11 protein-coding genes are annotated in these 12,318 nt (G+C 71.7%); 7 read left to right on the plus strand and 4 right to left on the minus strand.

All coding sequences use genetic code 11. The features are described 5' to 3' along the window. Window positions 1-51: 51 nt before the first annotated feature. The gene (locus tag VIW71_RS15215) at window positions 52-1,035 is read right to left on the minus strand and encodes an AAA family ATPase (RefSeq protein ID WP_331622802.1); all 984 of its coding nucleotides are present in this window, start codon (window positions 1,033-1,035) and stop codon (window positions 52-54) included. 459 nt (window positions 1,036-1,494) lie between these two features. Between VIW71_RS15215 and VIW71_RS15220 the strand changes: the two genes are divergently transcribed. Beyond that, on the plus strand, window positions 1,495-2,769 hold the full coding sequence (locus tag VIW71_RS15220; RefSeq protein ID WP_331622803.1) for a hypothetical protein: 1,275 nt from the start codon (window positions 1,495-1,497) through the stop codon (window positions 2,767-2,769). A gap of 101 nt (window positions 2,770-2,870) precedes the next feature. Here VIW71_RS15220 and VIW71_RS15225 read toward each other — a convergent pair whose 3' ends face one another. Beyond that, complete coding sequence (locus VIW71_RS15225) at window positions 2,871-3,518, minus strand: TetR/AcrR family transcriptional regulator (RefSeq protein ID WP_331622804.1); 648 nt, start codon at window positions 3,516-3,518, stop codon at window positions 2,871-2,873. 57 nt (window positions 3,519-3,575) lie between these two features. Then, window positions 3,576-5,048 carry an MFS transporter gene (locus tag VIW71_RS15230; RefSeq protein WP_331622805.1) on the minus strand — a complete coding sequence of 491 codons (1,473 nt, stop codon included), beginning with the start codon at window positions 5,046-5,048 and terminating at the stop codon, window positions 3,576-3,578. 193 nt (window positions 5,049-5,241) lie between these two features. Here VIW71_RS15230 and uppS point away from each other — a divergent pair, with 193 nt between their 5' ends. Then, window positions 5,242-6,015: a polyprenyl diphosphate synthase gene (gene uppS, locus VIW71_RS15235; protein ID WP_331622806.1), complete on the plus strand. Its 774-nt coding sequence runs from the start codon at window positions 5,242-5,244 to the stop codon at window positions 6,013-6,015. 107 nt (window positions 6,016-6,122) lie between these two features. After that, window positions 6,123-6,872 (plus strand): class I SAM-dependent methyltransferase, encoded by a 750-nt coding sequence (locus VIW71_RS15240; protein WP_331622807.1) that lies wholly within the window; start codon window positions 6,123-6,125, stop codon window positions 6,870-6,872. Window positions 6,873-6,973: 101 nt separating this feature from the next. On the opposite strand, the gene VIW71_RS15245 is transcribed toward VIW71_RS15240, so the two are convergent. After that, window positions 6,974-8,266: an alpha/beta hydrolase family esterase gene (locus tag VIW71_RS15245; protein ID WP_331622808.1), complete on the minus strand. Its 1,293-nt coding sequence runs from the start codon at window positions 8,264-8,266 to the stop codon at window positions 6,974-6,976. Window positions 8,267-8,539: 273 nt separating this feature from the next. Here VIW71_RS15245 and VIW71_RS15250 point away from each other — a divergent pair, with 273 nt between their 5' ends. The 4 genes from VIW71_RS15250 (at window position 8,540) to VIW71_RS15265 (ending at window position 12,292) form a co-directional block, all read left to right on the plus strand. Next, complete coding sequence (locus VIW71_RS15250) at window positions 8,540-9,355, plus strand: 3-hydroxybutyrate dehydrogenase (protein WP_331622809.1); 816 nt, start codon at window positions 8,540-8,542, stop codon at window positions 9,353-9,355. 180 nt (window positions 9,356-9,535) lie between these two features. Continuing rightward, window positions 9,536-10,294 carry an ABC transporter ATP-binding protein gene (locus tag VIW71_RS15255; protein WP_331622810.1) on the plus strand — a complete coding sequence of 253 codons (759 nt, stop codon included), beginning with the start codon at window positions 9,536-9,538 and terminating at the stop codon, window positions 10,292-10,294. Then, on the plus strand, window positions 10,287-10,979 hold the full coding sequence (locus VIW71_RS15260) for an ABC transporter ATP-binding protein (protein ID WP_331622811.1): 693 nt from the start codon (window positions 10,287-10,289) through the stop codon (window positions 10,977-10,979). Before VIW71_RS15255 ends, VIW71_RS15260 begins: the two co-directional genes overlap by 8 nt. 68 nt (window positions 10,980-11,047) lie before the next feature. After that, window positions 11,048-12,292: an ABC transporter substrate-binding protein gene (locus VIW71_RS15265; RefSeq protein ID WP_331622812.1), complete on the plus strand. Its 1,245-nt coding sequence runs from the start codon at window positions 11,048-11,050 to the stop codon at window positions 12,290-12,292. The last annotated feature ends 26 nt before the right edge of the window (window positions 12,293-12,318 follow it).

The following is a 12,318-nucleotide window of genomic DNA, read 5'->3' on the forward strand; positions in this document are numbered from 1 at the left end:
TGAGCCGCGCCCCGGGCCGCGGCCGGGCGGCCCCCGCGGGGCCGCGCGCCGTCAGGGCGCGCACTCGACGTTCTCCGGGGCCGGTGTGCGGTCCAGCAGGGCGGCGATCACCGCCCGCCCGTCGCCCTCCGCCCCGGCGGAGGAGACGACGCGGTGGGCGAGGACCGGCACCGCGAGCTGCCGGACATCGGCGGCCGTCGCGTAGCCGCGGCCGTCGAGGAAGGCGCGGGCGCGGGCCGCGGAGACCAGGGCGGTGGTGGCCCGGACGCTGACACCGTGCAGCAGGTCGGGGGTGTCCCTGGTGGCGCGGGCCAGACGGACGGCGTAGTCGACGAGCGGGTCGGTCGCCGCGACACGGCGGGCCTGCGCGCGGGCGGCGCGGATGCCGGCCGCGTCCAGGGCGGGCGGCAGGTCCTCGGGAGTGGTCAGTGCACCGGCGGCGATGGCGTGCTCGACGTGCTGCTCGGGGTAGCCGACCGTGACGCGGACGAGGAAGCGGTCGAGTTCCGCCTCGGGCAGGGCGTAGGTGCCGTGCAGGTCCACGGGGTTCTGTGTGGCCACCACGAAGAAGGGGTCGGGCAGCCGGTGGCTGACGCCGGCGACGGTCACCCGGCGCTCCTCCATCGCCTCCAGCAGCGCGGACTGGGTTCGCGGCGAGGCCCGGTTGATCTCGTCGGCGATGACTACCCCGGCGAAGAGCGGTCCCGGCCTGAACCTGCCCGCCCGCCCGGTGAGCTGGGGCATCTCGAAACCGGTCACGTCGGCGGGAAGCAGGTCGGGGGTGAACTGGATGCGCCGCGGCCTGGCCGCGATGGTCCGCGCGATCGCCCGCGCCAGCGTGGTCTTCCCACTCCCCGGGCGCCCCTCGATGAGCAGGTGGCCCCCCGCGAGCAGGCACACCGCTGCCAGCTCCACGACCTGTGGGTGCCCGGCGAACGCACTGCGCACAGGGTCGACGAGACCGCTGCGGATACGCTCCGCCCAGACTGCCTCCCCGACATGCCCGGCTCCGCCCTTGACGGTTGCGGACGACATCGCTGGCCCCCCTCGACGTCCCCCGGGCGGCCTCCCCGACCGCGCCGTGGCTGAGGAGCCTACAGCGCCGAGCCACCGCGCGTACGGTCGTCGGCGCGGTCTGCGCACCGCGTTGCCCGCCGCCCCTGGTTGCGGACAGCGCCGCGCCGCCGGTCGGTCCGAACGGCCCGGAGCGGAACAGATGACGCCGGCCTACCCGGTTTCCTGACGCGCCGCCGGGCACGCGCGCACTCGGTTGCACCTTCCGTATGCCGAATGCGCTCCAGCCACTTTCCGCACACGACATGACCGGCGCCCACATGCGTACGGCGGACGGCCCTCCGACGGCAAGCGGTGGTCCGTATCTCCTCCGATCCGCCGGACAGCGACTCACCGCTCTCCATAATCTCGATCCGGCAAGAGACGGAAATCCGCCGCGCTATGGGGAGGGCGGAACCGTCACAGAATTCAGGGGGGGCAATGTTTCTGACAACCCTACGGGCGCGCGCCGTCGCCGTGTCGGCGGCCTGTTTACTCGGGGCCGCCACCATTCCCGCCGTCGCGGACACCGCGTCGCCGGCGCCGGCAGCCGCGTCCGTCGTCTTCTCCACCGGCCCGGGTACCGGGGCACCGCCCGCGACCCTCGGCTCGTACACGATGAAGCGCTTCGGGGCCGACAGCCGCACTACGGGCAGCGCGGTCACCGGCGTCAGCGGGCCGACCGGCACGCTGGGCTTCTCCCCGGCCCTCACCCACGCCAGGGTCGGGCAGGGCTGGGCGACCTGGAGCCACGGCTACACCGGCGACGTCTACTGGACGTCCGCCACGGCCACCACTCTGACCCTTCCGCCGAGGACCGGGGCGTTCTACCTCTACGCCGAGCCCGAACAGTTCGCCACCTTCTCGATCACCGCGACCACCGGCGAGGGCACCACCTCCGGTGCCGTCTCCGTGGAAGGGAAGGCGGGCGCACGGTACTTCGGGTTCTACTCGACCGGCCCGACGCCGATCACCAAGATCACCGTCAGCACCTCGGACCCGACCGGTCTCGCCGTCGGTGAATTCGGTATCGCGGAAGCCGGGTTCCAGGTGAAGGGGTCCCTTCCCGTGCGCACGGCGCGGCAGGGCAACGAGAGCCAGTACACGAGCACGTACCACCCGGGCATCACGAATGCCACCTGCAACCACGCCAGAATGGTGGCGGCCATGCTCGTCGGCCGTAGCACAGTGGCGTTCTTCCAGAACGCCGGGGCCTATCGTTCCGCGGCGCTCCTGGGCCACTTCATGGGCGGCTCCGGAAAGCCGGTCAACTACTCGTCGACCTCCGTCCTGGCAAAGGCCACGCTCGCCGACCCCGAATTCAAGAAGCTGAACCAGAGCGTCAAGGACGAACTCAAGAAGCAGCTCGACAAGGGGGCCACTTCGGTCACCCTGGGCGCGCCGCCCATGAGCCGGGTCGTGCTGAAGTCCACGCTGGACCTGTGGGGGGCGTTCCGCGGCACCCAGGGCCTGAAGATCACCGGCAGCGGCAAGCTCAGCGGCGGGAAGTACGTGGGCACGCTCACCTACGTGATCCAGGACAGCTACGGCTTCACCAGCCGGGACACCTTCTACGGCTTCGGCTCCTCGATGCGCTACCTGCAGATCAACTGCGGCGCCCCGCAGCACCGGGGCGGCGCCCACTGGTTCGCCGACTCGGTGACCGTGTCCGTGCCCTTCTCCCTGCCCGCCAACCCCGCGGTCACCCGCGGCTGACCCTCACCCACACGGCCCGTCCGGGCACCCCGCCCCGGACGGGCTCCCGGCCGCCCGGGGCGGGGTCACCCGGCCGTCCGACCGTTCCCCCGCCCCCTCCGTCACGACTTCTCGCCGTCCGCCCGGCCCCCCGCCCCGGTGATCGACGTCAGCTCCTGGCGCGTGACCGCAGCCCGCCGGCTCGGTGGCGCCTCGGCCCGCAGCCCCGCCAGGTGGATGTCGAGGTGGCGCTGCCAGGCGTCCGGCACGACCGCGCCGCTGGTCTCCACGATGCCGCGCAGCCCCCACGCGAGCGTCATGATGTCGCCGAGTTCGATGCCGGGCGCGATCCGCCCCGCCTCCTGCGCCTGGACCAGGAGTTCGGTCATCAGGTCGCGCAACTGCTCGACGCAGGCGGCCTTGGTGTGGCCCACGAGTTTCTCCGCGTAACCGCGGTGGTCGCTCAGCGAGCGGCCGATGACCCGCAGGAAGACTTCCAGCCCGGTGCCGTCCGCCAGCGTCAGGGCCCGGCGCGCCTCGTCGACGAGCTGCCGGAGCATCTGCCCGGCGATCTCGTCGACCAGCGCCTCCTTGTTGGGGAACCGCCGGTAGACCGTTCCGACGCCCACCCCGGCCCGCGAGGCGATCAGCTCCATACTGGCGTCCGTGCCGAACTCCGCGAGCACCGCGCGCGCGGCTTCCACCACCAGCTGGTGGTTGCGCGCGGCGTCCCGCCGCATCGGCCGGACTCCGGTGTCCTGCGCTGCCATCGTCACTCCCGATCGGTGCGGCGGGTCGGTGCCCCCGTGGCTTGCCTGTGCTGGGGGTCACTCCGGCTTGTCGCCCACGACGGTAACGCCCGGCACCGCGGCGAGCTCCGCGTGCCGCGGCCCGGCCGGCCTCCCGACCGGGCCGCCGGCGCGCCGGCCGACCGGGATCAGCACCGCCGCGAGCGCGGCGACCAGCAGGGTACCGCCCATCAGGGTGAAACCGTGGGTGTACCCGGCCTCGCGCGGGAGGCCGTCGGCGGCCGGGCTCGCGGTGACCACGCTCGCCATCAGCGCGGCGCCTATCGAGCCGCCGATGGTACGGATGTTGGCGTTCATCCCGCTGGCGACGCCCGTCTGCTCCGGCGGCACCGCGCTCACGATGAGCGTGGACATGGCCGCGAACGCCAGGCCGAAACCGACGCCCAAGACGCCGGTGGCCAGGTACAGCTCCCAGGTGTCGGTGTGCGCGAAGGCGAGCAGGGCCATCGCGCCGGCGCCGATCAGCGATCCGAGCAGGACGACGGTCCTGCCGCCGATCCTGGCCGCCAGACCGCTGGCGCCCAGGCCCACCACGAACATGGCCACGGTCAGCGGCAGCAGGATCAGCCCGGACTCGGTGATGCTCGCGCCGAAGCCGTAGCCGGTGGACTTCGGGGTCTGCACGAACTCCGGCAGGAACGCGAAGGTCGCGTACATCCCGATGCCGAAGAGCAGCGCCACCAGGTTGTTGGTCCACACCGCGGGCCGCCGCATCATCGTCATGTCGATCAGCGGCGTCGCGGCCCGGCGTTCCACCTCGATCCAGCCGGCCGCGAGTACGACGGCCGCGGCGAGCAGGCCGATCACCTTCCCCGAACCCCAGCCCCAGCCGGGGGCCTGGCTCAGGGCGACCAGCAGCGCGACCAGCCAGGCGGACAACAGCAGGGCCGGTGCCCAACTGATCCGGCCGGGTGTGCGGACCGGCGACTCGGGGACGAAGAGGAAGGCCGCGACGGCCGCCGCGACGGTGAGGATCATCGGCAGCCAGAACAGCCAGTGGTAGTCGAGGGCGTTGACGATCGGGCCGGCCAGCACGACGCCGAGGCCCCCGCCGACCGCGAGCAGCGAGGCGATGGCGCCGACCGCGCCGGACACCTTCTCGCGGGGGAACTCGTCGCGGATGATCCCGAAGGCCAGCGGCAGGACACCGCCGCCGACGCCCTGGATCACCCGGGCGACGATCATCACCTGCACGTTGTCCGCCAGCGCCGCGAGCAGCGAGCCGGCCGCGAGCGCGACGAGCGTCGTCACGAAGACGCGCTCCTTGCCGATGACGTCGCCGACGCGCCCCATGATCGGGGTGAAGATCGAGGCCGAGAGCAGATACGCGGTCAGAACCCAGGTGACGGTGTTCTGGCTGGTGTGCAGATCGGCCTGGACGGTGGGCAGCACCGGCGTGACCAGCGATTGCAGCAGAGCGTACGCGGTGACGCTCGCCGCCAGGACCACGAACGTGACCTGATGGGACGTGCGCCGGGTCTCGGAGGCCATGGAACTCCTTCGGACGAGGAAACGGAATGATCATTCCGGTAGTCGGTCCAGTTTACAGGAATGGTGGTTCCGGTTCGCCGTGGTGACGGGAAGGCGCACAATCCGCGCGGGGACAACTCGCCGCAGGCGGCAGGACCTTGGCCGGGCCGCGATGTGACACCCTGGGCGGCGTTCGGAGAAAGGGACTTCCGTGATGAGGATCACCGATCCGCTCTACGCGCTGTACGCCGGCCGGTTGCGCCGCGAGATCCAGGGCGGGCCGCTGCCCCGGCATGTCGGGCTGATCATGGACGGCAACCGCCGGTGGGCCCGGCGGATGGGCCTGAACCCGAGCCTCGGCCACACGTACGGGGCCGAGCACGTGGACCACGTGCTCCTGTGGTGCGAGTCCCTCGGCATCCAGCACGTCACCGTCTTCGTCTGCTCCACCGAGAACCTGCGCCGGCGCGACGACGCCGAAGTGACCTTTCTGATGGGGCTGATCGAGCGGGTCGTCACCGACAAGCTCGCCCGGCCCGACGCGTGGTGGCAGGTGCACATCGCGGGAAACCTCGACGTACTGCCCGACTCCACCGCGCACGCCCTGAAGCGGGCGGCGGACGCCACCGCGCGGTCCACGACCGGCTACCACGTCACGCTCGCCATCGGATACGGCGGCCGGCAGGAGGTCATCGACGCGCTGCGCGAGCTGATGACCGAGCGCGCCGAGGCGGGCGAGTCGCTGTCCGACCTCGCGGCCCGCTTCGACGTGGACGACATCGCCCAGCACCTCTACACTGCGGGGCGGCCCGACCCCGACCTGATCATCCGCACCAGCGGCGAGCAGCGCATGTCCAACTTCCTGCTCTGGCAGAGCGCCCACTCCGAGCTCTACTTCTGCGACGCGTACTGGCCCGCTTTCCGTGAGATCGACTTCCTGCGCGCGCTGCGCAGTTACGCGGCGCGGGAGCGGCGCCACGGCGCCTGACGGAGGGAGGGCGCCGACGGGCACACGCGCGGGGCGGGTCCACGGACGGCGCGCGTCACCCGACGGCGCCGCTCCACGGACCCCGGCCCGGGACCTATCCTGACCGGGTGTTCTCCCCCCAGGGCCCGACCCTCCGCGAGTTGGCGGCGCAGGCGCTGTCCTCCGTCGAGCGCGGCTACGACCTGCTGGCCCCGAAGTTCGACCGCACCCCGTTCCGCACCCCGGACCGTGTCCTGGACGCGGTCGCCGACGCCCTGCGCCCGCTCGGGCCGTTCGACGCCGGCCTGGACGTGTGCTGCGGTACGGGCGCGGGGGTACGGGCGCTGCGACCGCTGTGCCGCGGCCGCGTCACCGGGGTCGACTTCAGCGCCGGAATGCTGGCCGCCGCACGGAAGGGCGGTGACCGCCAGGACGACGCGTCCGCCGACCCCGCCGCTGCCGCCCACGTCGAGTGGGTACGCGCCGACGCCCGCGCCCTGCCCTTCGCCCCCGCCTTCGATCTGGCCGTCAGCTTCGGCGCGTTCGGGCACTTCCTGCCCACCGAACGCCCCGGCCTGTTCGCCGGGGTGCGCCGGAGCCTGCGTCCCGGCGGGCTGTTCGCCTTCCCGATCGGCGCGCCGCCGCCGGTCACCTCCCCGTGGCACTGGGCCCTGGCAGGCTTCGACGCGGCCATGCGGCTACGCAACCTGGTCCGGCGCCCGCCGTTCGTGATGTACTACCGCACCTTCCCGCTGCGGCCCGTCTGCGACGACCTGGCCGCGGCCGGCTTCACCGTCACCCTCCTCCCGCTGGAGGAGTTCGGCCGCCGCGCCGACGGCGGCCCGCGCTGCCGCCTGGTGCTGGCCCGCGCGGCGTGACGCGGTGGCAGGGTCGTACGGCCCTGGGTACGACCCTGCCACCGTGAGCACACCGCGGTGCCGGGCCCGTACGGACCCGGCACCGCGGTGAGGCGCTACGGTCAGCAGCCGCTGTCGGCGAGCACGTAGTAGTCCGGCGACGTCTGCTTCAGGGTGTGGACGACGGCGGTGTTCCACAGCCCCATGTTCTGGTTGGAGCCGTTGGCGTACGCGATCCCGCCGGTCTGGTGGGCGCGGCCGGCCGCGACGTGGTTGTAGTTGTTGTCGGTGTAGCACAGGGCCGGGTCGGTGCCGCCGCCCGGGGCGCCGGCGTCCAGGCCCCAGAAGCGGGCGGTGTAGTAGGTGGAGCAGATGGTGTCGAGGTAGTAGGGGCCGGTGGCGCCGCACTGGCTGGTGGCCGTACCCGGGTCCACGGCCAGGCCGTGGCCCATGCCGGAGATCGAGAACACCTCGACGGCGGGTTTGCCCGTGGAGTCGTTGTAGATGCTGAGCGTGGTGTTGGCGGGCAGGGACTGGGTGCTGGAAGGGGTCTGGCTGATGCCCCAGACGTTGGTCCACTGGTCGCGCAGTTCGGTGGCGTTCACCGGGTAGACGGTGAAGTCCGAGGTGCCCTGCCAGATGGCCACCCGGGGCCACGGGCCGGTGTAGCCGGGGAACGAGTTGCGCACCTTGTCGCCCCACTGCTGCGGGGTCAGGCCGAGGCTGCTGTTCTGGCACCGGGAGGCCTCGGACTGGGTGACGGCGCACTGCGCCGGCAGTCCGGAGTTGATCGAGCCGGCCGCGAACACGTCCGGGTAGTCGGCGAGCAGGTCGGCGGTCATACCGCCGCCCGCCGACAGCCCGGTGACGTACACCCGGCCCCGGTCCGAGCCGTACTGTGCGACGGCCGTGTTCACCATCGACACCACGGAGGCCGCCTCGCCCTTGCCGCGCGTGTCCTTGGCGGCGTCGAACCAACTGAAGCAGGACAGCGGGTTGTTGGCCGAGCTGGTCTGCGGGAAGACCAGCGCGAATTTCCACAGGTCGGCGTACTTCTGCCAGCCGGAGTGGGTGAAGTAGTCGTTCGCGCTCTGTGTGCAGCCGTGCAGGGCGACGACCAGCGGGGCATTGGCCGGCAGGCCGGCGGGCGCGTACTCGTACATGGCGAGATTGCCCGGGTTGGCGCCGAAGGACGTGACCTGGGTGAGGCCGGCCGCGCTCGCCGGGGTGGCGAACACCCCGAGTAAGCCGGCCAGCAGGGTGAGGACGCCGAGCACGGCGGTGGTTGCGGCGCGGCGCAGGGAGCCGGTGGGGGACTGCGATCCGGTGCGGCCCGCGGATGCGGTCCGGGCCGGTGTTGCGGTGCGACCCGGGTTTGCGGCAGGGTGCCGGAAACCGGCGGATGTAAGGGGCATGGCCACTCCATGGGGGGATCCGTTTGGCGTTGGACGGTAGAACCGCGCAGGTGAGGCGGACACGTGACGGACCGCCACGCCCGGACCGCGGAAGTGGGGGCCGTGGCCATTGCGGGTCCTGGACCTGCGTGAGCGCCACACCGGGGTGGTCGCGGGCGCCCGCCGACGGTGCGGCGGGACCCGGTGACATGTCGGCGGCCACCACCATCGGGCCGGGAAGTGTGGTTTCCGGCCACGTGTGCGGAGCCTCGCAACGTTTCTAGCGTGTCGCCCATGGAGAGCACTCAGAGCCCCGGTCCCGGCGGTCACGGTGATGCCGCCACCCCGCCCCCCGCGCCCGGCACCCGTTTCCTGACCGGGCGGAAGGCGCTGGTCACCGGCGCCGCCGCCGGCATCGGACGGGCCTGTGCGGTGGCCTTCGCCGAGGCCGGTGCCACCGTCTACGTGGTGGACCGGGCCGCCGACGCCGCCAAGGAGGTCGCCGAGGAGATCGGCGGCGTCTGCGTGGTCGCCGACCTGTCGGCCGCGGCCGAGGTGGACGCGCTGCCCGACGACGCCGACATCGTCGTCAACAACGCGGGGCTGCAGCACATCGCGCCCCTCCACGAGTTCCCGCCGGAACGTTTCACCTTCATCCAGCGGGTCATGGTCGAGGCACCGTTCCGTATCGTGCGCCGCACCCTGCCGCACATGTACGAACGCGGCTGGGGCCGGGTGGTGAACATCTCCTCGGTGCACGGCGTGCGGGCCAGCCCGTACAAGGCCGCGTACGTGGTCGCCAAGCACGCGCTGGAAGGGCTCAGCAAGGCGATCGCGCTGGAGGGCGCCGAGCACGGGGTGACCAGCAACTGCGTCAACCCCGCGTTCGTGCGTACCGCACTGGTCGAGGACCAGATCGCCGGCCAGGCGCTGACCCACGGCATCCCGGAGGAGGAGGTGGTGCAGCGGGTGATGCTCGAACGCACCGCCATCAAGCGGCTGGTCGAACCGGCCGAGGTGGCCGCGGCGGCGGTGTGGCTCTGCTCCCCGGACGCCGGGTACATCACCGGCGCCTCCCTGCCCCTCGACGGCGGCTGGACCGCTCACTAGACCCCCGACCGGTGCCGGCCCCCACTCCATCGGCAACAAGCGCCGCGTGGGTATGGGGCCGGCCCACACAACCCACTGAATTCTTATGGCGACGGGCTCCGTAGCCGCCGCTCACGGCCGAACCTAACGTCGGCCGCACATCGGCAGCCGCCGGTGTATTCCCGTGCGTCAGAGGCGGTCATGAGAAAATCGCACGCCATCCTGGTGACACAGGACCTGTCCAAGGAGTTCCAGGGCTTCCGGGCCGTGAACGGGGTGGACCTGAGCGTGGAGGACGGTACGGTCCACGCGCTCGTCGGCCCCAACGGCGCAGGCAAGACCACCTTGTTCAACCTGCTCACCGGATTCCTCAAACCCTCCGGCGGGCGGATCTCCTTCGCCGGGCAGGACATCACCGGGCAGCCGCCCGAGCGCATCGCGGGGCTCGGCATCGCCCGCTCCTTCCAGGTCACCAGCCTGTTCGCGCAGATCTCGGTGCGGAACCACGTCGAGCTCGCGCTGCAGTCCGGCAGCGGCCTGGGCCACCGCTTCTGGCGCACGGACAAGGTGATGCGCCGGTTCTCCGGCCGGGCCCTGGAACTCCTCGGCGAGGTCGGCCTCGCCGACCTGGCGGACCGGCCGGCCGGCAGCCTGCCGTACGGGCAGAAGCGCGCCCTGGAGCTGGCCCTCGCGCTGGCCCTCGACCCCAAGCTGCTGCTGCTCGACGAGCCGACGGCCGGAATGGGACTGGAGGACGTCGACCGCACCGTGGCCCTCGTCGACCGGATCCGACAGGGGCGCACCGTGGTGATGGTCGAGCACAACATGAGCGTCGTCGGTTCGCTCGCGGACACCGTGACCGTGCTCCAGCGCGGCGAGGTGCTGACGGCCGGCCCGTACGAGCAGGTGAAGTCGGACGCACGGGTCATCGAGGCGTACCTGGGAGCGGACGTTGCTTGAGATCAAGGGCGTCAGCGCCCGATACGGTGAGGCCAAGGCCCTGGACGGGGTGTCGCTGAGCGTCGGGGAGGGCGAGGTCGTCACCCTCGTGGGCCGCAACGGCGCGGGCAAGTCCACCCTGCTGCGCTGCGTGATGGGCCTGCACCGCGACATGACCGGCCAGGTCACCCTGGCCGAACGGGACGTCACGGCGGTCTCCGCACACCGCCGCGCCCGCCTCGGCCTCGGCTTCGTCCCCGACGACCGCGGCATCTACGCGGGCCTGTCCGTCGAGGAGAACCTGACCCTGCCGCCGGTCGCCACCGGCTCCGCCTGGCCGCTGACCCGCGTCTACGACGCCTTCCCGGTGCTGGCCGCCCGCCGCCGCTTCCCCGGAGGCAAGCTCTCCGGCGGCGAACAGCAGATGCTCGCCCTCGCCCGCGTGCTGCGGGCCGGCGCCCGCGTACTGCTGTGCGACGAGCCGACCGAGGGCCTCGCCCCGGTCATCGTGCGGCAGATCGGCGAGATCCTGCGCGGCGCCAAGGACGACGGGGTGTCGGTGCTGCTGGTGGAGCAGAACCTCCGGTTCGCCGCCACCGTGGCAGACCGCCACTACCTCCTCGCGCAGGGCCGGATCGTCGAGTCGCTCGACAACGCCGACGTACGGCAGCGCGAGGGCGAACTCCTCGCCTACCTCGGACTGTGACGCACCGAGCCCGCGTCACCCCTCTCCATCCGTTCCGGACAATGACGTACCGATCAGGAGGCACAAGAATGAAGCGCAGGCTGTCGATAGGTGTGGCCGTGGCCGCGGTGGGGACACTGCTCGCGGCCTGCGGCGGCGGACCGGGCTCGGGCGGCGGCAAGATCAGCGACGACAAGATCGTGCTCGGCGTGCTCACCGACCTGTCCGGTGTCTACGCCGACCTCGCCGGGCCCAACTCGGTCGAGGCGGTACGGATGGCCGTCGACGACTTCAAGAAGAAGTACGGCGACAAGGTGGTCACCGACAAGATCGAGGTGATCAAGGCCGACCACCAGAACAAGCCGGAGGTCGCCAACACCCAGGCCCGGGAGATGTACGACCGCAAGAAGGCGGACGCCCTCTTCGACGTGCCGACCTCCTCGGCGGCGCTCGCCGTGCAGACCATCGCCGGGCAGTCCAAGAAGCTGTACTTCAACACCGGCGCGGCCACCACCGCGCTGGCCGGCAAGAGCTGCAACAAGTACACCTACGAATGGGCGTACGACACCTACATGCTGGCGCACGGCACCGGCACGAAGGTGACCGAGCAGGGCGGCAAGAACTGGTACACGATCTACCCGGACTACGCCTTCGGGCAGGACATGCAGGCCAAGTTCACCAGCGCCATCGAGGGCGCCGGCGGAAAGGTGGTCGCCAACGACCCCACGCCGTTCCCCGGTGACAACTACTCCACGTTCCTGCTCAAGGCGCCCGGCCTCAAGCCGAAGCCCGACGTGCTCGGGGCGCTGCAGGCCGGCGGTGACCTGGCCAACGTCGTGAAGCAGTACGAGCAGTTCAAGCTCAAGGACAAGGGCATCAAGCTGGCCATCGGACTGCTCTTCGACAGCGACATCAAGGCCGTCGGCGCTGACAAGCTCGCCGGGACGACGTTCACCACGGCCTGGTTCTGGAACCTCGACGACCAGTCCCGCGCCTGGGCCGACCGCTTCAAGGAGCGCACCGGCAAGCGTCCGACCTTCGACCAGGCGGCCGACTACTCGGCGGCCACCCACTACCTGGAAGCAGTCCAGAAGGCCGGCACCGACAAGGCCGAGGACGTGACCAAGGTGCTGGACGGCATGCAGTTCAACGACTTCTTCGCCCGCAACGCCACCGTGCGCGCGGCCGACCACCGCGTCGTCCACGACGCCTACCTGGCCACGGTCAAGGCACCGGCCGACGCCCAGGAGGAGGGTGACTACACCACGCTGGTGGAGACGATCCCCGCGGACCAGGCCTTCGACAAGCCGTCACCGGACTGCCGGATGAGCTGACACACCCAGGCCACGGCGGCCCGGCC

The organism is Streptomyces sp. (assembly GCF_036524955.1).
GTDB lineage: Bacteria > Actinomycetota > Actinomycetes > Streptomycetales > Streptomycetaceae > Actinacidiphila.

Coding starts and splice junctions, on each gene's coding strand:
- VIW71_RS15225 (WP_331622804.1), bottom strand. CDS start 3,518: ATGGCAGCGCAGGACACCGGAGTCCGGCCGATGCGGCGGGACGCCGCG.
- VIW71_RS15230 (WP_331622805.1), bottom strand. CDS start 5,048: ATGGCCTCCGAGACCCGGCGCACGTCCCATCAGGTCACGTTCGTGGTC.
- VIW71_RS15220 (WP_331622803.1), top strand. CDS start 1,495: ATGTTTCTGACAACCCTACGGGCGCGCGCCGTCGCCGTGTCGGCGGCC.
- VIW71_RS15245 (WP_331622808.1), bottom strand. CDS start 8,266: ATGCCCCTTACATCCGCCGGTTTCCGGCACCCTGCCGCAAACCCGGGT.
- uppS (WP_331622806.1), top strand. CDS start 5,242: ATGAGGATCACCGATCCGCTCTACGCGCTGTACGCCGGCCGGTTGCGC.
- VIW71_RS15255 (WP_331622810.1), top strand. CDS start 9,536: ATGAGAAAATCGCACGCCATCCTGGTGACACAGGACCTGTCCAAGGAG.
- VIW71_RS15215 (WP_331622802.1), bottom strand. CDS start 1,035: ATGTCGTCCGCAACCGTCAAGGGCGGAGCCGGGCATGTCGGGGAGGCA.
- VIW71_RS15250 (WP_331622809.1), top strand. CDS start 8,540: ATGGAGAGCACTCAGAGCCCCGGTCCCGGCGGTCACGGTGATGCCGCC.
- VIW71_RS15265 (WP_331622812.1), top strand. CDS start 11,048: ATGAAGCGCAGGCTGTCGATAGGTGTGGCCGTGGCCGCGGTGGGGACA.